This window comes from Janthinobacterium sp. BJB426 (assembly GCF_002735705.1).
In the GTDB taxonomy this organism is placed as follows: domain Bacteria; phylum Pseudomonadota; class Gammaproteobacteria; order Burkholderiales; family Burkholderiaceae_D; genus Janthinobacterium.
In genome coordinates, this window is the sequence record NZ_PDZL01000002.1 from 391,095 (window position 1) to 411,976 (window position 20,882).

Annotated in this window: 17 protein-coding genes; 7 read left to right on the plus strand and 10 right to left on the minus strand. The window is 65.0% G+C overall.

The window, feature by feature from the left end; all coding sequences use genetic code 11:
• Window positions 1-219 precede the first annotated feature (219 nt).
• The 6 genes from CSQ93_RS04740 (at window position 220) to CSQ93_RS29650 (ending at window position 7,108) form a co-directional block, all read left to right on the plus strand.
• Window positions 220-846 carry a hypothetical protein gene (locus tag CSQ93_RS04740; RefSeq protein ID WP_099376982.1) on the plus strand — a complete coding sequence of 209 codons (627 nt, stop codon included), beginning with the start codon at window positions 220-222 and terminating at the stop codon, window positions 844-846.
• 127 nt (window positions 847-973) lie between these two features.
• Complete coding sequence (locus tag CSQ93_RS04745; protein WP_099376983.1) at window positions 974-1,600, plus strand: response regulator; 627 nt, start codon at window positions 974-976, stop codon at window positions 1,598-1,600.
• Window positions 1,601-1,633: 33 nt separating this feature from the next.
• A complete protein-coding gene (locus tag CSQ93_RS04750; RefSeq protein WP_099376984.1) occupies window positions 1,634-1,996 on the plus strand; it encodes an Hpt domain-containing protein in 363 nt (120 codons plus the stop codon).
• A complete protein-coding gene (locus CSQ93_RS04755) occupies window positions 1,993-3,405 on the plus strand; it encodes a response regulator (protein ID WP_099376985.1) in 1,413 nt (470 codons plus the stop codon). The genes CSQ93_RS04750 and CSQ93_RS04755 overlap by 4 nt, the downstream gene beginning before the upstream one ends.
• A gap of 97 nt (window positions 3,406-3,502) precedes the next feature.
• Window positions 3,503-6,952 (plus strand): response regulator, encoded by a 3,450-nt coding sequence (locus CSQ93_RS04760; RefSeq protein ID WP_099376986.1) that lies wholly within the window; start codon window positions 3,503-3,505, stop codon window positions 6,950-6,952.
• A 30-nt stretch (window positions 6,953-6,982) separates the two neighbouring features.
• Window positions 6,983-7,108 (plus strand): hypothetical protein, encoded by a 126-nt coding sequence (locus tag CSQ93_RS29650; protein ID WP_267891631.1) that lies wholly within the window; start codon window positions 6,983-6,985, stop codon window positions 7,106-7,108.
• Window positions 7,109-7,112: 4 nt separating this feature from the next.
• Here CSQ93_RS29650 and CSQ93_RS04765 read toward each other — a convergent pair whose 3' ends face one another.
• The 9 genes from CSQ93_RS04765 to CSQ93_RS04805 form a co-directional block, all read right to left on the minus strand.
• On the minus strand, window positions 7,113-8,324 hold the full coding sequence (locus CSQ93_RS04765) for an NnrS family protein (RefSeq protein WP_099376987.1): 1,212 nt from the start codon (window positions 8,322-8,324) through the stop codon (window positions 7,113-7,115).
• 110 nt (window positions 8,325-8,434) lie between these two features.
• Window positions 8,435-9,097, minus strand: coding sequence for a response regulator (locus CSQ93_RS04770; protein ID WP_034781594.1), 663 nt, complete (start codon window positions 9,095-9,097; stop codon window positions 8,435-8,437).
• Window positions 9,098-9,121: 24 nt separating this feature from the next.
• Entirely contained in the window at window positions 9,122-11,008 is a 1,887-nt protein-coding gene (locus CSQ93_RS04775) for a type IV pili methyl-accepting chemotaxis transducer N-terminal domain-containing protein (protein WP_324847110.1), read from the minus strand.
• 44 nt (window positions 11,009-11,052) lie between these two features.
• Window positions 11,053-12,039 carry a GTP 3',8-cyclase MoaA gene (moaA, locus tag CSQ93_RS04780; protein WP_099376989.1) on the minus strand — a complete coding sequence of 329 codons (987 nt, stop codon included), beginning with the start codon at window positions 12,037-12,039 and terminating at the stop codon, window positions 11,053-11,055.
• Between the two features lie 102 nt (window positions 12,040-12,141).
• The gene (locus CSQ93_RS04785; protein WP_034781603.1) at window positions 12,142-12,888 is read right to left on the minus strand and encodes a peptidylprolyl isomerase; all 747 of its coding nucleotides are present in this window, start codon (window positions 12,886-12,888) and stop codon (window positions 12,142-12,144) included.
• Between the two features lie 15 nt (window positions 12,889-12,903).
• Entirely contained in the window at window positions 12,904-13,590 is a 687-nt protein-coding gene (gene narI, locus CSQ93_RS04790) for a respiratory nitrate reductase subunit gamma (protein ID WP_099376990.1), read from the minus strand.
• Window positions 13,591-13,624: 34 nt separating this feature from the next.
• The gene (gene narJ / locus CSQ93_RS04795; RefSeq protein WP_233516041.1) at window positions 13,625-14,293 is read right to left on the minus strand and encodes a nitrate reductase molybdenum cofactor assembly chaperone; all 669 of its coding nucleotides are present in this window, start codon (window positions 14,291-14,293) and stop codon (window positions 13,625-13,627) included.
• Window positions 14,294-14,302: 9 nt separating this feature from the next.
• Window positions 14,303-15,853, minus strand: a complete 1,551-nt coding sequence (narH, locus tag CSQ93_RS04800; protein WP_034751243.1) for a nitrate reductase subunit beta — start codon at window positions 15,851-15,853, stop codon at window positions 14,303-14,305.
• 1 nt (window position 15,854) lies between these two features.
• Entirely contained in the window at window positions 15,855-19,553 is a 3,699-nt protein-coding gene (locus CSQ93_RS04805) for a nitrate reductase subunit alpha (protein ID WP_099376992.1), read from the minus strand.
• A gap of 233 nt (window positions 19,554-19,786) precedes the next feature.
• On the opposite strand from CSQ93_RS04805, the gene CSQ93_RS04810 reads away from it, so the two are divergent.
• Window positions 19,787-20,158, plus strand: a complete 372-nt coding sequence (locus CSQ93_RS04810; protein WP_099376993.1) for a ribonucleotide reductase subunit alpha — start codon at window positions 19,787-19,789, stop codon at window positions 20,156-20,158.
• On the opposite strand, the gene CSQ93_RS04815 is transcribed toward CSQ93_RS04810, so the two are convergent.
• On the minus strand, window positions 20,144-20,839 hold the full coding sequence (locus CSQ93_RS04815) for a carbonic anhydrase (protein ID WP_099376994.1): 696 nt from the start codon (window positions 20,837-20,839) through the stop codon (window positions 20,144-20,146). The two genes, CSQ93_RS04810 and CSQ93_RS04815, sit on opposite strands and share 15 nt — an antisense overlap.
• Window positions 20,840-20,882: the final 43 nt, after the last annotated feature.

Below are 20,882 nucleotides of genomic sequence, written 5' to 3' on the forward strand. Positions count from 1 at the left end.
GAACGCCCGCTGCATGCCGTGTGGCTTTTTATACACGAGCTGAGCGTCCAGTCCGCCACAATCATTTTGTTTTTTATGAAAAAAATTAAATCAACTAAATAAACAACAAATTTCTCGAATAAAACGATTTTTTATCATAAAATGAAAAGCATCGAAGCCAAGCATTTCTGATCAACCATCACGCAGGATCACTCGCATAGACCGCACTGGAGCACCGACATGAACGCCTTCCTTGCCATCCACCCCTTCCTGCGCTGCGAAGACCTGTCGCTGATGCGTCCGGCGCTGGCGCTGGCAGGCCTGCTGTTGCTGCTGGCCGCCCTGCTCTGGCGCCGCACCCGCTGGCGCCAGGCAGGCTGTGCGGAGCCAACCGATCTGCACCAGTTGCTGCAAACGCGCAGGGGGGTGCCGCCGACCAAAGTGGCTGACAGCGCACCGCCGCCGCAAGCGCCCAAGGCGTCGGGCGCGCCGCCGTTCGAACTGGCCCGCCTGGACGCCATGTTCGGCTACGACCGGCGCCTGCAGGGCGAGATTCTGGCCCTGTTCGTGGCCGAGTCGCGCGACCGCCTGGCCGGAATCGCCCATGCGCTGCGCTGCGAGCGGGCTGCACCGGCGCGCGTGCTGGCGCAGGAGCTTCTCGACGGCAGCCAGGCCATGGGCATGCTCCACTTGCAGGCGCTGGCGCGCCAGGCCGTGCATGCGGGCTTTTCCAACGATATCGGAGCGCTGCGCCGCCTGCACGCGGAGCTGCTGATGGCGCTCGATGCTCTGTCGCAAGCCGTCACGGCCCTGCAAACGGGCGCGGTGCTGGCCGACGACCGCAGCGGCGTAGAAAGCCGGCCATGAGCGCGCGCCAGGCCCCGGTCCGCTACACTCATGTTTTTAGTGAATTCATCTAATTCGTTGAAATTGATTTCTTGAGCGCGATTGCGTATCATTCCCTACAACTTCATCCGCGACCATAGAGCCCATCATGCACACTGCAGACGTTTGCACCACCCAAAAGGCCGCCGAAATCCTCGGCATCTCGGTCACCTCGGTGCAGCAACTGGTCGAGGCCGGCGCGATCGAAGCCTGGAAGACCAAGGGCGGCCACCGGCGCATTCCCCTGGCGGCCGTCGAGGCCTACAAGGGCAATCCCGGCCAGCCGGGCCAGGACCAGCGCGCGGCACGCGCCAACCGCCCCGCCCCGTCGGGCCGCCCGCCCTCGATCCTGGTGATCGAAGACAATCCGATCGAGCGCGCGCTGTATGAAAAACAGATCGGTTCCTGGGGCTTGCAGGCAAGCTTGCGCTTTTGCGAAAACGGCTACCAGGCGCTGATGGAAATCGCCCGCGACCAGCCCGACATCCTGCTGGCCGACATCATCATGGAAGGCATCGACGGCTACGAGGTGATCCGCACCATCCTCGCCGACCCGTTGCTGGCGGACATGCACATCGCCATGCTGTCGAGCCTGACGCCGGAGGAACTGGAAGAACGTGGCGGCGTGCCGCCCGGCGTGGTGTTCTTTGCCAAGCCCGTCAATTACGACGAGCTGCGCGGCTACCTGCGCGCCTGCTGCGCCGGCCATGCGCGGCGCAACAGCCTGGCCGCCTAGCCCGCCACCGATTTCCCTCGCCACGGAGCCGCCATGCCAGCCTATCGCCACATCGATCCTGCCGTGCTGTTCCAGGCCACCGGCCACGACCTGGAGATGTTCCGCACCCTGTCGCAGACCTACCTCGATACGTCGCCAGCCATGTTTGCGCACGTCGAGCAAGCCGTGCGCGGCGGCGTGGCGCAAGCCATCGTGCACAGCTGCCATACCTTGCGCGGCACCGTCGCCCTGCTGGGCGCCAGCGCCCTGGTGGCGCGCCTGGCGGAACTCGAGCATCTGGTACGCCACCACGGCATGGCGGCAGCCGGCTGGCTCGACGAGACGGCGGCGCTGGTCGACGCAGTGGCGCTGGAGGTACGCCGCAGCATGCTTGACTACACGGGCGCGCAGGCATGAACGTGCGCCAGGCCGCCCTGCGCCTGGTGCACCGCTATCGGCCGCGCACCACGGCGGCCGTCGTGGGCCTGGTGGTGGTGGGCCTGCTGGCACTGAGCATCGTCGTCTCCGGCGTACTGCTGCACCGCAAAGCCGTCGATGACTGGAAACAGGACCTGTCCAAGCTGTCGCTGCTGCTGGCGGAAAACACGGCGCAGAGCATGACCGCGGCCAGGCTGGTGCTCGACAGCGTCAGCAACGACATCCATGCCGGCGCCCCCGCGGACGCGCAAGCGCTGGCTGCCGCCGTCGGCACCCCGGCCATGCACCAGATGCTGCGGCACAAGATCAGCGGCGTGCCGCAGGTGGACGTGGTGTCCATCGTCGGCGGCGATGCCAGCGTGCTGGCCTTCAGCCGCGCCTTTCCCGCGCCACCCATCCGCCTCGACGAGCGCGATTACTTCGAGTATCACCGGCGCAACCCGGACGGCGGCATGCATGTCAGCGCGCCCGTGCAAAACAAGGGCAATGGAGCCTGGACCTTTTATATCAGCCGGCGCATCAGCGGCACGGACGGCCGCTTCCTGGGGGTGGTGCTGGTCGGCCTGTCGTGCGACTTCTTCAGTAAATTCTTCCAGAACACCAGCATCGGCGAACACACGGCCTTTTCCCTGTACCGCAGCGACTACACGCTGCTGGCCCGCTGGCCGGCCGTGCCCGCCATGATGGGCAAGCGCAACCTGACGGGCAGCATCTACCGCCTGCTGGAACAGGGCAAGAGCGATGGCGTGCTGCTGGTGGACACGCCGCGCGCGGTCGACCGCCTGGCCGCCATCCGTCTGGTGCGCGACTATCCGCTGGCCATCAACGTGACCGTGACGGACGACGTCTACCTGGCGGGCTGGCGGCGCATGCTGCACACCATGGGCGGCGCGGCCGTGGTCAGCCTGCTCGTGCTGGCCGGGGCCATCGCGCTGATCCTGGCCCTGCTGCGGCGCCAGGAGCGCGCGGAACCAGCGGATGCCGCCCAGCCGCAGGAACAAGAGATGGCGCAGGATGCGCGCATCCTGCTGGTCGAGGATACGGCGCTGAACCGCCAGTTGGTATGCCTGCAGCTGAGCGCCTGCGGCTACAGCATCGACACGGCAGAAAACGGCGCGCTGGGCCTGCAAGCGCTGGCCGCGCAGCGGTACAACCTGGTCCTGATGGACTGCATGATGCCCGTCATGGACGGCTACCAGGCGTGCCAGGCCCTGCGCGCCCGCGAAGCGGCCAGCGGCGCGCCGCGCTTGCCCGTCATCGCCCTGACGGCCGGCGCCACCGAAGACGACCGGCAGCGCTGCGTGGCGGCCGGCATGGACGATTACCTGTCCAAGCCCTTCACGGCCGCCCAGCTGCGCGCGATGGTCGAGCGCTGGCTGGCACGCTAGCCAGCGGCTGCCGCCTGGCGGCAAATTGGCCACACTATCATCTGCGTAGTCATGCGCAAAAGTTGTTCTCCGTGCATATCGGGTATAGCATCGCCACATGAGCTACCACACAGACGCGGCGGCAGTGCGCAGACGATTGATCGAATGGCTGTTTTTGCTCCTCGGGCTGCTGATCGTGGCTGCCGCCCTCGCCTACGCGCACCTGGCCGAAGCGTCGCGGCACGATGCGGCCGAGCGTGAGCGGCTCAGCGTGCTGACGGCGCTGCTGGCAAAAAATATCGAAGTCGACCTGGCGGCAACCAACCTGGTGCTCGACGGCGTGATCCGCGACTACCTTGCCGCCGGTGCCGCGCCCGACGCCGGGCAAGCGCTGCCCCGGCGCCTGGCCGCGCTGGTCGACGCCATGCCGGGCGTGCGCACCATGCTGGTCATCGATGCCAGCGGCAAGCCGGTCGCCACCAACATCCCGGAACTGGCCGGCCAGGATTTTTCGCGCCGCGGCTACTTCCAGACGGCGCGCGATGCCCCCGATGCGCGCATGCTGTACATCTCGGCGCCGTTCCTGTCCTTCAAGCGTGACCTCGTCATTACGGCGTCGCGCATGGTGCAGGACCGGCAAGGCCGCTTTGCCGGCGTCGTGGTGGCCACCTTCGACCGCGAATACTTCACGGCCAAGTTCCGCACCGCCATGTATGCGGCCGATGTCTGGGCCGTCGTCGTGCATGGCGACGGCCTGCAATTCCTGAACTATCCGGCCAGGAGCGCGAATGGCGCCAATATGGACGTGCCCGGCAGCTTCCTGCGGCGCTTCCGCGACAGCGGCTTTCAGGCAGGCGTGCTGAGCGGCGTCGAGATTGCCGGCGCCGGTGCCTCCCCCCGTGTCATGGCGATGGCAACCATTGCCCCGCCTGCGCTGCACATGGACCGCGCCCTGATCATCGGCCTGAGCCGCGAAGAAGCGGCCATCGCCGCCCCGCTGCGGCGCCAGGCGCTGGGCTACATCCTCGGCTTTGCCATGCTGGCGCTGGCCGCGGCCGGCCTGCTGTTCTGGAGCCAGCGGCGCCGCCGGCAGCAAGCCGCGTGGCAGGTGGAACAGGAAAGGGAGCGCCAGGCCATGCAGGCCGTGTCCGACAGCGAAACGCGCTTTCGCACCTTGATCGAAGACGCGCCCGTGGCGATCGCCATCCTGCGCCATGGACGCTTCGTGTATTCCAATCCGCGCTACCGCCACCTGCATGGCTATGCCGCCGAAGATGACCTGAGCGGCCTGGCCTGGCGCACCATGCTCACGGCCGCCTCGCAAGTCGCGCTGGCAAGCAAGGAAGCGTTGATCGAGGCCGATTCGGCCAGCGAACAGATGTTTGAAGCCGTCGGCCTGGACAAGCAGGGCCGGCCCGTGCCCATCCTCAAGACCAGCACGCGCGTGATACTCAAGGATGGACCGGCCACCTTGATCTTTGCCCAGGATATTTCCGCGCAAAAGCAGGCCGAGGCGGCCATGCAGCTGGCGCGCGACGGGGCCGAAGCGGCCAACCGCAGCAAGGCGGAATTCCTCGCCAACATGAGCCATGAAATCCGCTCGCCCCTGAACGCCATCCTCGGCATGGCCTGGCTGCTGGAAAGGGGCAGCCTGGATGAAGAGGGGCTGCTGATGACGCGCAAGATCCGCGCCGCCGGCCAGTCCCTGCTGGGCATCATCAATGACGTGCTGGACGTGTCGAAAATCGAGGCGGGCCACATGACCATCGAGCATGCGCCGTTCCGCCTGGCCGAGGTGATCGAGAAGATCAGCGCCAGCATGGGCGTGGCCGCGCACGACAAGCCGATTGCCGTGCGCATCGGGCCGCTGCCCGACGGCATCGACCACGTGCTCGGTGACGCGCTGCGGCTGGAACAGGTGCTGGTCAACCTGGGCAGCAATGCCATCAAGTTCACGCCACAGGGCACGGTCGAACTGCTGACCACACTGGACAGCCGCGACGGCGACGCCGCCGTGCTGCGCTTTTGCGTGCGCGACACGGGCATCGGCATCGCCCCCGAGGTGCAGGAAGCGATCTTTTCCGCCTTCGCCCAGGCCGACAGCTCCACCACGCGCCGCTTCGGCGGCACGGGCCTGGGCCTGACCATCTGCCGCCAGCTGGTCAGCCTGATGGGCGGCACCCTGCAGCTGAAAAGCGAGCTGGGCCAGGGCAGCGCGTTCAGTTTCACGGTGCCGCTGCAACTGATGCCCGCCGGCACCCTGTCCTCGCCCGACATGCAGGACATGCAGGGCCTGCGCGTCTTGCTGGCCGACGGCAACGCCGACGCGCGCGCCGCCGTGGACGCCGTGGCGCGCGGCCTGGGCTGGAGCGTGCATGCCGTATCCGGCGGCCAGGCGGCACTCGATTATGCGCTGGCCTGCGCCGACGGCGAGCGGCCCGGCGTCGTCCTGCTGGCCGCGCGCATGCCGGACCTGGACGGTGAAGCCACGGCGCGCGCGCTGCGCGAATACTTGCCGCCGCAGGACTGCCCCGTCGTCATCCTGGCCGCCAGCGGCGCGTCAGGGTCAACGCCGGCGCGCCGGCGCACCGACCCGGCCAATGCCGCCGATGCCATTCTCAACGAGCCAGTGACCGCTTCCAGTCTGTACAACGCGACCATGGAGGCGCGCCAGAAGCGCTCCAGGGTCGCCGGCCTGGACGCCAGTCTTGTTCCGCTGAGAGAGCGCCAGCTGGCCGGCGTGCGCGTGCTGGTAGTCGACGACAGCGAGATCAACCGCGACGTGGTCAGGCATATCCTGTGCGACCAGGGCGCCGTGCCCTCGTTCGCCTGCGATGGCCGGCAGGCGCTGGACTGGCTGCTGGCCCACCCCGCCGACGTCGACATCGTGCTGATGGATGTGCAGATGCCCGTCATGGATGGCTTGCAGGCGACGCGCGCGCTGCGCCAGTTGCCGCAGTTTCAGGACCTGCCCGTGGTGGCGCTGACGGCCGGCGCCTTCCAGACGCAGCGCGTGGCGGCATTGGAAGCGGGCGTGAACCATTTCATCAGCAAACCGTTCGACGTGCCGCAGACCATCGCCCTGGTGGCGCGCGCGCACCGGCGTCATGCGCAAACGGTGCCAGTCCTGCCGCCGGTCATGGCCGAAGGGACGATGCCCGTGCTGCCTGGCGGCGCGGCGTCCGCGATCGACGTGGCGCAAGGGATGGCACAGTGGCTCGATGAAGCGCCCTACCGCCAGAACCTGTCGCGCTTTGGCGACACCTACAGCAACACGGTCGGCGCCATGCGCGCGCTGCTGGCGGCCAATGCACGCGACGACGCGGCCGCGCTGGCGCACAAGCTGGCCGGCGTGGCCGGCAGCCTGGCCTTGCCCGCCACCCTGCATGCGGCCCAGCATGCCGAACAGCTGCTGCACGCCGGCGACGACGCGGCCGCCGCGCTCGACACGCTGGAACAGGCGCTGGCGCACGCCATCGAGGCTGTCGCCACCTTCACGGCACAGACGCCGCCGCCCGGCCAGGCTGCCATGCCAGAAACTCAACATGACCGGGCACGCCAATGGTAAACTTGCCAACATGAAAACTTGGGGAACACTATGATCTGGTGCAGGGATTTGCTGCTGAAGGCCATCATGCTGGGCACGCTGCTATTCGTCGTGGGCGAATCGCTGTCCTACTGGACGCCGGAATTCAAGAAACTGCTGGCCTGGCGACCTTTCTGACGGCTTAGCCTTCGCGCCCATCCACCCTGGCGCGCCACAGATACGGCGCATACACGCACGCATACAGGCCAAAGGCCAGCGACCAGCAGGCGCCCGCTGCCAGCAGCAGCGGCATGGCCAGCGCGACAGGACCGACGGCGGCCAGCAGGCGTGCCAGCGCGCCCAGCTGGATCAGCCAGTACATCGCCGCCTCCGCCCTGCCGCCCGTGAGCGGTCGGCCCGTGTGGCCCAGGGTGGTGCGCGTCATCATGCCGATGATCAGGCCCGCCATCGAACCCACCGTCAGCGCGTGAAATGCGGCGCTGGCCGGCAGCAGACCCAGGCTGGCGGCCGCCAGCAGCGCAAAGCCGATGCCGATCCACGCATACGACAGGTGCAATATCCACAGCAGCGGCACGCGCAGCGTGCGCTGCGGCTGCCAGGCCAGCAGATTGGCCAGCGACACGCCACTTGCCGACAGGGCCAGCGGCGCCGTCAACCAGGCTGGCGCGCCGGCCAGCCACGCGATGGCGGCCGCCGCCATGCAGGCCACGGCCACCAGCGCGCGCTTTGGACTGGCCACGGGCGTGCTGCCAGGTGCCCCATTGCGGGTGAACATGGGGATCACGCGCGCGCCGATCACCGATTCGATCAGCACGATGATGAAGATGGCCGCCTGCACGGGCACAAACAACGACAGCGGCAGCCAGCCCAGCACGGCCGCGTGGAACAGGCCATTGGCCAGTGCCAGCAAGGCCAGCAAGCCGACGAGGAACAGATTGCGCGTATTGCCCGAGCGGCGCAGCACCAGGTACAGGGGCCAGGCGGCCAGCGGCAGGAACAGCCAGTCGACCAGCGCCGGCAACAGGCCGGGGCCGCACAGCATGGCCACGCGCCCGGCCAGCCACAGCGCCACCAGCGCCATCAGCGGTGCGCCGTGCGGCGTGGGCAAGCCCGTCCAGTTGCGCCCAGCCGTGTACAGGAAACCGACGACAACGGCCAGCGCGAAGCCGAACACCATTTCATGCATATGCCAGCCCAGGCCTACTTGCAAGCCGCCCGTCAGCCAACCCGCATAGCTGGCCAGCCACAGGGGAATGCCGAGGGCCGCGAACACGGCCGCCAGCAGGTAAAACGGGCGGAAACCCAGTTGCCAGACGGCGTGGCGGGCATGCCAGGGCGCCGCGCCAGGGGCGGCGGCGGAAGAAGATGGTTCGCTGATCGGGGTGATGGCCATGATGGGCTCGCGTCTAAAGATATATTCAATATACTACTTTAAAAGCGCAGATGTCGCCATCGGCAAAAGGACTAGCCGGCTAGTCTGCAGTGACTAGCCGGCAGCGCAGGCTACTTGCCCTGGCGGTGCTCGACCGCGTACACGGCCGCCTGCACGCGGCTGGTGAGGTTGAGTTTTTTCAGCACGTTCTGCACGTGGATCTTGACCGTGCTTTCGGCCAGGTCCAAGGTGCGGGCGATGCCCTTGTTGCTCTCGCCGCGCGACAGGCAGTCGATGATTTCCTTTTCGCGCGGCGTGAGCTTGTCGAGCTCCGACACGGGTTCCTCGCGCCGCGTGCCCGCCTGCAGCTGCGCCACCAGCTTGCCCGTCATGGCTTCTGCGATGACGACTTCGCCGGCGGCCGCGCGGCGGATGGCACGCACCAGGTAGTCGGCATCGATATTCTTGATCAGGTAACCGCAGGCGCCCGCGCGCAGGGCCGTCGCCAGGTCTTCCGCGTCTTCCGACACGGTCAGCATGACGATGGCCGTGTCGGGACAGTCGTGCTGCATCAGCTGCAGCGCTTCCACGCCAGACATGCCGGCCATGTTCAGGTCCAGCAGCACCACGTCGGGTTGCAGCTGGATGGCGCGCTTGATGCCTTCCACTCCATCGGCCGCCTCGCCCACGACGGAAAAATCCGTGTGCCGCTGCAGCAGCGAGCGTATGCCGCTGCGGAACAGCGCGTGGTCGTCCACCAGCATGACAGTGATCGGTTTATCGGGAGTCTCCATTTTTTTGTACTTTCAGATAGTTACTTAGGCGGCGCGGCGCTGCTCGCGCGACAGATGCAGTTCGACCGTGGTGCCGCCGCCGGGACAGGCGTGCACGTCGAACGTGGCGTCGATGCGCTGCGCGCGCTCGCGCATGATATGGATGCCGACATGGCTGTCGCCCTTTTCCAGCACGGCGGCGGCGTCGAAGCCGACGCCATTGTCGCTGATCGTCAGCGTAAAATCCTGGTGATCGGCGAGGCGCACTTCGACGTGGCTGGCCTGGGCGTGCTTGCGGATGTTCGACAGCGCTTCCTGCACGATGAATAATAACTGCAATTGCTGCTCGCGGGGGAATGGCGCGCCATCGACGTCGGCCAGCAGATCGGCCTCGATGCCCGTCTGGCGGCGGAATTTGTCCACCGCCGCGCGCAGGGAGCCGATCAAATCGTCCTCCATCAGGCGGCTGCGGAAGTTGGCCAGCAGTTCGCGCACGTCTTCGTAGCTTTCCTTCACGCCCGCATGCAGGGCCGGCACGATGCCCGCCACCTCGTCGAAACGGGCGTTGCGTACGGAGTCGTCGAGCATCTGCACTTGCAGGTTGAGGAAATTGAGGCTTTGCGCGATGCTGTCGTGCAGGCCCTGCGCCACCAGGTTGCGCTCTTCGGAAATGGCCATCTCGCGTTCGCGCGCGGCCAGGCGCAGGTTTTCCAGCGCGATGCCAAGCAGCTGGCCCAGCGTTTCCAGCAAGGCCAGCTCGCGCGCGGAAAACACGCGCGCATGGCGGAAATGCAGGTTGAAAAAACCCAGGTGCTGTTCGTGCGCATGGATATGGAAGACGGAGACGGTGGCAAAGCCTTCGCGGTGGCAGCGCAGCTCGTGCGCCTTGTCGATGCGGCGCATGTCGTGCACCTTCGCCACCTTCATCTCGACGGCCGTGCCGCACAGGCAGTCGCCCACCTTCAGGCAATGCTCGGACGCCACCAGTTCTTCGGACAGGCCCGTATGCACCACCATGTGCAGGTTGCCGCGCTCGGCGTCGAGCACGCGCACGGTGGAGCCGTCGGCCTCGAAATAGTCGACGATGCGCTGCATGAAGCCGCCGCAAATGTCTTCCAGGGGCTGCGGGCGCTGCAGAAAGGCGGCGCTTTCGTACAGCAGCGCCAGTTCGCGGTTGCGGTACTCGAGGGTGGCCGTCTTGCTGCGCACGCCCTCTTCCAGGTTGCCATACAGCGCCTGCAGGCGGTCGGCCATCTGGTTGAAGCCACTGGCCAGCTGGCCGAATTCGTCATTGCTTTCGACGGCCAGGCGCACGCTGAAATCGCGTTCCTTCATGCGCTGCATGCCCAGGCGCAGCCGCGTCACGGGTTCGATGATGAGCATGAACATCAGGTAAATCATGCTGACCGTGCCGATGACGGCCATGCCGACGAGGATCAGCTGCGAAGCGCGCAGCCAGAAGGTGCGCTGTTCGCTATCGTGCTCGATCAGGCGCACCAATTGGTCGACCTGTCCCACGAAGGTATCGGCGTCATGCTCGAACTGGCGCGCGCGCGCGTTGGAATCGGCGGCCAGCGCGGCCGGGCGCAAGGCGCCGCGCCAGGCAATGCCGATGCGCTCGAATTCGGATTTGATGGCCGTGCTGGGAGGCAGGAACAGGGGACGCTGCGGGTCGCCGTGGCCGATCTTGGCCAGGGTCTCGTCGATCAGCAGCACTTGCTGGCGCGCCTGCTCGCCGGCGTCGCTGGCAAGCAGGAGGGTCAGGCGGTAGGTCTGCATGCGCAGCCGGCCCGTCTCGTTGATGGCCGCCGAACTGCCTTCGAGCTGCCACGACAAAAACAGGGTGCAACCGATGGCGCTCAGGGCCAGCACCAGCATGAGCAGCAACGCGCCGACGATCTTGGTCGACAGCTTCTGCCAGGAGGAAAACATCGCCTTGAATTTCATACCGCCCTTGAATGTAAATGCAAACTGCCTCAGCCGCCGGTTTGTGCCATGAACCTGATAATTTTATCGGGCTGCGTATTGAAATCATGCTGCTGCGGCTTGAGTTCGATGGCGGCGCGGATCGCCGCTTCGATCTCCGCATCCGTGGCCCCGCCGCGCAGCATGGGGCCGAGGGCGAATTTCTCTTCCTGGCCCAGGCATAAGTACAGGGTACCATCGACGGACAGGCGCACGCGGTTGCAACTGGCGCAAAAATGCTGCGACATGGGCGTGATAAAACCGATGCTCGAGCGACCGTCGGCTGTCGCCAGGTAGCGCGCCGGCCCGCCGCCGAGCTCTGTTGCCTGCGGCACCAGGCCAAAACGTGCCGCCAGGCGCTCGCGCACGGGACCGAGCGGCATGTAGCTGGCATTGCGGCCCGTGCTGCCCATCGGCATGGCTTCGATCAGGCGCAGGATGAACTGCTGCTCGATGCAAAACGCCGCCATGGCCTCGATCTGGCCGTCATTGACGCCGCGCATGGCCACCATATTGATCTTGATCGGGTCGAAACCGGCCGCCTTGCCCGCCATCAGGCCATCGAGAATCGGTTGCAGGCTGTCGCGCCCCGTGATCTGCTGCATGCAGGCGCGGTCCAGCGAATCGAGGCTGACGTTGATGCGGTCCACGCCCGCCGCGCGCAAGGCCACGGCATGCTTGCCCAATTGGGTGGCGTTGGTCGACAGCGACAGGTCCTGCAGGCCAGGCAGCGCCGTCAGCTTGCGCGCCAGTTCCGGCAGGTTGCGCCGCAACAGGGGTTCACCGCCCGTCAGGCGCACGCGGCGCGTGCCGAGGCGAACGAAGATGCCCAGCAGGCGCTCGATCTCGTCGAACGTCAGCCAGTCCTTCGGTTCCTCGAAGCCGCGAAAGCCCTTGGGCATGCAGTAACTGCAGCGCAAATCGCAACGGTCGGTAACGGACAGCCGCACATAATCGATCGAACGGCCAAAACGGTCCTGCAACTTGACGCACCCCATGACGCTACTCCTGTTTCTTTCTTGATTGTAAAGGCTGGGGCACGATCTGGCTGTGCCCCAGAAGGCCTAGCGGCCTACGCCTTTCGGACTACGCCTTTCAGCCTACTGAACCAGCGGACTGGCCGTGCCTTCCAACTCGACACCGGCGATCTCGGCGCGCCCCACCAGCAAGTGCAGGTACTGGTGCACGGCGCGTTGCCACGCGGCGCGCGACAGGCGGTCGGCGATCTGCGCCTGCACCGCCTCATAGGCGATGGCCTGGCCTTCGACCCGGCGCAGTACTTGCACGATGTGGTAGCCGAAGCGCGTTTCCAGCAAATGGCCGGCCAGCGCGCCCTCTTCCAGGCGGAACAGCAACGCGTCGAATTCCGGCACGCTCTGGCCCGGCGACAACTGGCCCAGGTTGCCCCCCAGGGCGCCGGACGGGCAGTTCGAATACTGCGCCGCAAGTTCGCCGAAGCGCTCGGGTGCCAGTTTCAGGGCATCGAGCACGGCTTGCGCCGTCGTGCGCAGCAGCTCCAGCGGCGCCTCGGGCGTCACCTGGAACAGGATGTGGCGCGCCTCGACCAGCGCCCCACTACTGAACAGCTGCGGGCGCTGCGCATAAAAGGTGCGGCAAGCCGCATCGTCGGCGGGCGGCACGCGCACTTCCTGCGCGAACAGCGCTTCGATGCGGTCGTCAGTACTGCCACCCTGCACGCCGAGGCGTTCGGCTTCGTCGAGCAGGAGCCGGCGCAGCACCAGTTCATGCACGGCCTGTTTCAGCGGATTGCCGGCGCCGTCGTGATGCGGCAGCTCCTGCGCGATGTCGGCATCGTCGATATCGATGCCATTGACGGAGATTCCCATGATGTGACTCCTTTCTTAGCGGCGACGAACCAGTTGATAGGCGCGGCCGAGATATGCCACGGCGCCGAAGCCGCTCCACACGTGCACCAGGCGGGTGAACGGGAAGATGACGAACAGCGACATGCCCATGAACAGGTGCAGCTTGAACACCAGCGGCGCATCGACGATGAAGCTGGCGGCGTCGCCGCGGAAGGTCACGATGTGCTGCGCCCAGTTCATCAGCAAGACCATCATGTGGCCATCCATGTGCGACGCCGAGACAAAGATCGACGACAGGCCCAGCAGCAAGGTCAGCAAGATCCACACCATCACCAGCTTGTCGCCGGCCGTGGTGACGGCGCGCAGCCGTTCATTGCCGAAGCGGCGCGCCAGCAGGATCAGTATGCCGACCAGGCACAGGCCGCCCATCACGCCGCCGGCCGCCATGGCCACGCCCTGCTTCAGGCTATGCGACACGCCCAGGGTATCCCATACCCAGACAGGGGTCAGCAAGCCGGCCGCATGGCCGAACAGCAGGCCGATGATGCCGATGTGGAACAGGATATTGCCCAGGCGCAGGCTGCCGCGGTGCAGCAGCTGGCTGGAATCGGACTTCCACGTGTATTGCTCGCGGTCGAAACGGATCAGGCTACCGAGGAAAAAGATGGCCAGCGCGATGTATGGATAAATGCCATACACAAATTGATGCAAATAATTACTCATGATGTACTCTCCTCATGCGGGCGCAAGCGGCCAATTAAGCAGCGCGCCGCGGCTGCGGGTGAAAATGCACGGGATGGACGCCGCCCGGAACTTGGCCCGGACCTTGGCGCAGCAAGGGCTCGACGCCGTCCGCACCGGGACCGAAGGTTTCCAGCGCTTCGTCCATGTCGCGCACCGGCGGTTCGGCCAGCATTTCTGCCGCCACGGGGCTCAGGCGTTCGAGCAAGGTGAAGACGGGCGCGTACGGGCTGCCGTTGGCCGTCAGCTTGCGGCCGATGTGCGCCAGCACGTGGACGGCGTCGCCCAGCAGCGGTGCCGAGACTTCCTCGTCGAGCTGTGCCAGAAACTCCAGGAACAGGGGCACGAAGTCGGGCAAGTCGTCGCCCACCATTTGCAGGCCGTGGCGCTTGTATTCCTCCATCAGATCGACCATGGCCTGGCCCCGGTCGCGCGATTCGCCGTGGATATGCTCGAACAGATGCAGCGAGTGCGACGGATTGCGGTCGAACGTGGCCACGTACTGCTGCTGCAGGTCGATCAGGCTGCTGCTTTCCAGGTGCGCCAGCAGGGGCCGCAGCAGCGCGTGCTGCTCCGGCACGGCCGCCAGCGCGGCGTCCAGCTGCGGCAGGTGCGCGATCAGCTCGGGCTCCGGATACAGCAGCAGGCGCGAAAGGATTTGGTAGTGATGCATAGCGTGTTCCATATCAGCTCCTTAAGCGCCTGGCGCCGTTTTGCGCGACTTCGGCATCTGCATGAAGATGGCCGAACCGTGTTTTTTCTTGCCGAACAAGGTCGGCTCGCTGGTGCCGTCCGAGCAGCCGTTGCCGAAGCTGAAGCCGCACGAACCCTTCTCGTTGAAGCTGTCCTCGGCCATTTCCTTGTGGCTGCTGGGGATGACGAAGCGGTCTTCGTAATTGGCGATGGCCATGATGTGGTACATGTCCTCCACCTGCGCCTTGCTCAAGCCCACTTGCTTCAGAACCGTGAGGTTTTCCACCTTCTCGACGGTCTTGCTGCGCATGTAGGCACGCATGGCCAGCATGCGGTCCAGCGCCGTGACGATGGGCGGCTGGTCGCCGGCCGTCAGCAAATTGGCCAGGTACTGCACCGGAATGCGCAGGCTTTGCGTGTCCGGCAGCATGCCGTTCACGCCCAGCTTGCCCGATTCGGCGGCCGCCTGGATCGGCGACAGCGGTGGCACGTACCACACCATTGGCAAGGTGCGGTATTCGGGATGCAGCGGGAACGCCACTTTCCACTCGACGGCCATCTTGTAGACGGGCGACTTGACGGCAGCTTCCAGCCACAGGTCGGGAATGCCCTGGCGGCGCGCTTCGGCGATGATGGCCGGGTCGTGCGGGTCGAGGAACAGGTCGAGCTGCGCCTGGTACAGGTCCTGCTCTTGCGGCACGGAGGCGGCAGCCTCGATCTTGTCGGCGTCGTACAGCAGCACACCCAGGTAGCGGATGCGGCCCACGCACGTTTCCGAGCACACGGTAGGCTGGCCCGCCTCGATGCGAGGGAAGCAGAACGTGCACTTCTCCGCCTTGCCGGAGGACCAATTGTAGTAAATCTTCTTGTACGGGCAACCGGAGATGCACATGCGCCAGCCGCGGCACTTGTCCTGATCAATCAGCACGATGCCGTCGTCTTCGCGCTTGTACACGGAACCGGACGGGCAAGACGCCACGCACGTCGGATTCAGGCAATGCTCGCACAGGCGCGGCAAGTACATCATGAAGGTGTTTTCGAAGGTGCCGTACATCTCCTTCTGCATGTTGTCGAACAATTTATCCTTGCTACGCTGGGCAAACTCGCCGCCCAGGTCATCTTCCCAGTTCGGACCCCACTCGATTTTCTCCATCTTTTTCCCCGTCAGCACGGAGATCGGACGGGCCGTCGGCGGCGTCTGCGACAGCGGCGCGCTTTGCAGGTGCTCGTAGTCGTAGGTGAACGGCTCGTAGTACTCGTCGATGGCGGGCAGGTTCGGGTTGGCGAAGATATTCGCCAGGATTTTCAAACGGCTGCCCTGGCGCGGCTCGATCTTGCCCGCATCCGTGCGGCGCCAGCCGCCATTCCACTTGTCCTGGTTTTCCCACTGCTTCGGATAGCCGATACCCGGCTTGGTTTCCACGTTGTTGAACCATGCGTATTCGACACCGTCGCGGCTGGTCCATACGTTCTTGCAGGTGACGGAACAAGTGTGGCAGCCGATGCACTTGTCCAGGTTCAGCACCATGCCGATTTGCGCTCTGATTTTCATACTATGCTCCTTCTTCCTGCAACGGGCCTTCGAGCCAGTCGACCTTGTTCATCTTGCGCACCAATACGAATTCATCGCGGTTGGAGCCCACCGTGCCGTAGTAATTGAAGCCGTACGCCAGCTGGGCGTAGCCGCCGATCATGTGCGTCGGCTTGGGCACGGCCCGCGTCACCGAGTTATGGATGCCGCCCCGCTTGCCCGTCATCTCCGCGCCAGGCACGTTGATGATCTTTTCCTGGGCGTGGTACATCATCGTCATGCCGGCCGGGATGCGCTGACTGACGATGGCACGCGCCGTCAGGCTGCCATTCACGTTGAAGACTTCGATCCAGTCGTTGTCGACGATGCCGGCCGTCTGCGCGTCCGTCTCCGACAGCCACACGTGCGGTCCGCCACGCGACAGGGTCAGCATGCGCAGGTTGTCCGAATACGTGGAGTGGATGCCCCACTTCTGGTGCGGCGTCAAAAAGTTCAGCGCCAGTTCCTTGTTGCCGTTCGGCTTGGTGCCCAGCAGCGCTTCCGTCGTCTTCGTGTTGATGGCCGGCTTGTACACGCACAGTCCCTCGCCGAAATCGCGCATCCACAAATGATCCTGGTAGAACTGCTGGCGGCCCGTCAGGGTGCGCCAAGGGATCAGTTCATGCACGTTGGTATAGCCGGCCGTGTAGCTGACTTCTTCGCTTTCCAGGCCAGACCAGGTGGGCGAGGAAATGATCTTGCGCGGCTGCGCCTGCACGTCGCGGAAGCGGATGCTGTCATGCTCGCGCGGCAGCGCCAGATGCGTATGCTCGCGTCCCGTGATGGCGGACAGCGCGGCCCAGGCTTTCACGGCCACGTGGCCATTCGTTTCCGGCGCCAGCGACAGAATCATCTCGGCCGCATCGATGGCCGTATCGAGGCGCGGCTGGCCCTTCGACACGCCTTCTTCCAGCACCGTACGGTTGATGCCGCGCAGGACGTCGACTTCATGCCCCGTTTTCCAGGAAATGCCCTTGCCGCCGTTGCCGATGCTTTCCAGCAGCGGGCCGATCGAAGTGAACTTCTTGTACACGTCGCGGTAATTGCGCTCGACCACCGTCATGTTCGGCATGGTCTTGCCGGGAATGGCGTCGCATTCGCCGGCGCGCCAATCCTTGGGATCGAAAGGCTGGCCCAACTCACCAGGCGTGTCGTGCATCAGCGGCGTGAGGATGATGTCTTGCTGGGTGCCCAGCAGCTCGCCGCCGATTTCCGAGAATTTCTCGGCCAGCCCTTTGTAGATTTCCCAGTCCGACTTCGATTGCCACAGCGGCTGCACGGCTTCGGACAGCGGGTGGATGAACGGATGCATGTCCGACGTATTCAGATCGTCTTTTTCATACCAGGTGGCCGTCGGCAGCACCACGTCGCCATACAAACAGGTGGTCGACATGCGGAAGTCCAGCACCACCAGCAGATCGAGCTTGCCTTCGGCGGCCGGGCGCACTTTCACCTGCTTCGGCGTGATGCAATCGTCTTCGTCGCTGAGCAAGCCATTCTGCGTGCCGAGCAGGTATTTCAGGAAGTACTCGTGGCCCTTGCCCGAGCTGCCAAGGATATTCGAGCGCCAGACAAACATATTGCGCGGGAAGTTGGCCGGGTTGTCCGGGTCGTCGCACGAGAACTGCAGCTGGCCCGCCTTGATCTGGTCGAGCGCATATGCGGCCGGTGCCTGCCCTGCCGCCTTGGCGGCCTTCGCCACTTCCAGCGGATTGGTTTGCAGCTGCGGCGCCGATGGCAGCCAGCCCATGCGTTCCGCCTTGGCGTTGTAGTCGAGTAGGGTCAGGTCGCCCGTGCCGCCGGCCGCCGATGGCGAGGCGATGTCGCCCGTTTCCAGCTTTTCGTGGCGCCATTGGCTCGTGTGGGCATAGAAGAACGAGGTGCCGTTCATCTGGCGCATCGGACGTACCCAGTCCTGGGCGAAAGCCAAAGGCGTCCAGCCCGTTTGCGGACGCAGTTTTTCCTGGCCCACGTAATGGGCCCAGCCGCCGCCGGACTGGCCGATACAGCCGCACATCATCAGCATGTTGATGATGCCGCGATAGGTCATGTCCATGTGGTACCAGTGATTCAGGCCGGCGCCCACGATGACCATGCTCTTGCCGCGCGTCTGGTCCGCGTTCTCTGCGAACTGGCGCGCCACGGTAATCACGTCGGCGCGTTTCACGCCCGTGTGCTTCTCTTGCCATGCGGGGGTGTACGGCACGTCATCGTCATAGCTTTCCGCGACATTGGCGCCGCCGAGGCCACGGTCGATGCCGTAGTTGGCCAGGGTCAGGTCGAACACGGTGGTGACGAGGCCCGTCGTGCCGTCGGCCAGGCGGATGGTTTTCACCGGCACCTTGCGCAGCAGCATGTCGGACGCGTCCTTGCCGCCGAAGTAGGCGAAGCCCACTTCCGTGACGGCGTCGCTGTCGTTGATCATGGAGAGCATCGGCACGATGGGTTCGCCGCTGCCGCCTGCCTTCTGTTCAAGATTCCACTTGCCCGACTCGCCCCAGCGGAAGCCGATGGAGCCGGCCGGCGCGGTAATGGCACCCGTGGTTTCGTCGATGACGAGGGTTTTCCATTCCGGATTGTTGGTTTCGTCGAGGTTGTTGTCCAGGTGCGAAGCGCGCAGGAAGTAGTCGGGCACGAGGGTGCCGTTATGCTCCTTGAGCAGCACCAGCATGGGGAAGTCCGTGTACTGGCGTGCGTAGTCGCGGAAGTAGGCGCTCTGCCCTTCCGAGTGGAATTCCTTGAGGATGACGTGGCCCATGGCCAGTGCCAGCGCGGCGTCCGTGCCCTGCTTCGGCGCCAGCCAGATGTCGCCGAACTTCACCATTTCGCCATAGTCGGGAGAGATGGCCACGGTTTTCGTGCCCTTGTAGCGCACTTCCGTGTAGAAGTGGGCGTCCGGCGTGCGCGTCATCGGCACGTTCGAGCCCCACACCATCAGATAGGTCGAGTTGTACCAGTCGGCCGATTCCGGCACGTCCGTCTGCTCGCCCCACACTTGCGGGCTGGCCGGCGGCAAGTCGCAGTACCAGTCGTAGAAGCTCAGGGCCACGCCGCCGATCAGGGACAGGTAGCGCGTGCCGGAAGCATAGCTGACCATGGACATGGCGGGAATCGGCGAGAAGCCGACGACGCGGTCCGGGCCGTATTTCTTGATCGTCAGCGCATTCGCGGCGGCGATGATTTCATTCGATTCGTCCCACGTGGCGCGCACGAAGCCGCCCAGGCCACGGATGGATTTGTACTGCTGCGAGCGCACGGGGTCCTGGCTGATCCAGTCCCAGGCCGTGACGGGGTCCATGGTCTTGCGTGCTTCGCGCCACATTTCCATCAGGCGGCCGCGCACCATCGGGTATTTCACGCGCTGGGCCGAATACACGTACCAGGAATAGCTGGCGCCGCGCGGGCAGCCGCGCGGTTCGTGGTTGGGCAGGTCGGGCCGCGTGCGCGGGTAATCGGTTTGCTGGGTTTCCCAGGTGATCAGGCCATTCTTGACATACACCTTCCAGCTGCACGAGCCGGTACAGTTCACGCCATGCGTGGAGCGCACGATCTTGTCGTGCTGCCAGCGCTGGCGGTAGGCGTTTTCCCAGGTACGGTCTTCATCGACCACGGTGCCATGGCCGTTTGAAAACGGCTCGGCGGGCTTGCTAAAAAATTTCAGGCGGTCCAGAAAGTGACTCATGCTACCTCCACATTGCGCCGCCGACAGCGGCGCCAGGTCTTAAAAAACGCTGCAAGCAGGATGGCTCAAGCGTCGATACAAACAGTCTATCGATGCGCAGTGTCCGGCGGTATTGGCAAGAAGTCGGTTTCCGGCACCAGGAATGCATAGGCGGATAGTCACTATTGCCTATGGGCGGCGCGACGGAGCTGCGGTATACCTGTCGTCATCGTTCAACACAGAGAAAGAGCATCATGCCGATTACCGATTACGCCAGCCTGCTGCGCAGCGCCCGCAACCAGGAGCAGCCGCAACGCCTGCTGTTCACCTTTACCCAGGCGCAGGCCCAGCCTGGCGGCCAGGGAAAATCCCTCACGCCCGTGATGTGCGCCGACAAGCTGCCCGAGGAACTGGACAGCTTCGAGACATTGAAGGAGGAGTCGAAACAGATGCAGACGCACTGGGACGTGGTCTTCGTGGCGGGACTGGCGGGTCGCGAGGGCCAGCCACCGGCGGCGCAGGAATGCGAAGCACCCCTGCGCGCCATGGTGACGGCCATCGAGCAAGGCCGCATCGACAGCCTGCTGGCGTTTGACCGCAGCGGGGATTTGTTACGTTTTAGCTGAGTCCGGCCAAGGGCGCTCGTGCAAATGACGCGCCCGCTCGATGGGACAGACCAGCGGCAGAAACTGCTGCTGGCGCGCGGAATACGCCATCAGCGCCCCGCTGTCGATATCGAAATACCATCCATGCAATTTCAATAAACCCTGCTCCACCCGGCGCTTCAGCCACGGGTAAGTGAGCAAGTTGTCCAGCGACTGCAATATGCTGGCCAGCTCGCACGCGTGGTGCTGTTCCGCCGACGAGCGGTGCGCCAGCTCGCGCCGCACGCGCTGCGCCACCGGTTCGGCGATGCGCATCCACTGCCCCACGAAGTCCGTTTCCTGGCCTTCCGCGCGCGGCTGCGGTTCCAGCAGCGCGCGGATGCCGCCGCAGCGCGCATGGCCAAGCACGATGACCCTGGCCACTTCGAGCTTGCAGACGGCGAACTCGATGGCCGAACTGACGCCGGGCGGCGCGTCCGGGGTACAGCGCGGCACCAGGTTGGCGATATTGCGCACGACGAACATGTCGCCCGGGTCGCTGCCCGTCAGCAGCATGGGATCGACGCGCGAATCGCAGCAGCCAATCAGCAAGGTCGAGGGCCGCTGCCCGTCGCGCAGGCTATCGTACAAGGTTTGCGGCTCGCTGAAGTACTGCTGCTGAAACAGGCTGAAGCCGTTGACGAATTTTTCCAGTTCTTCCATGACTACCTCGAATACTTTATACAGCGCCCGGCAAGCAGGACTT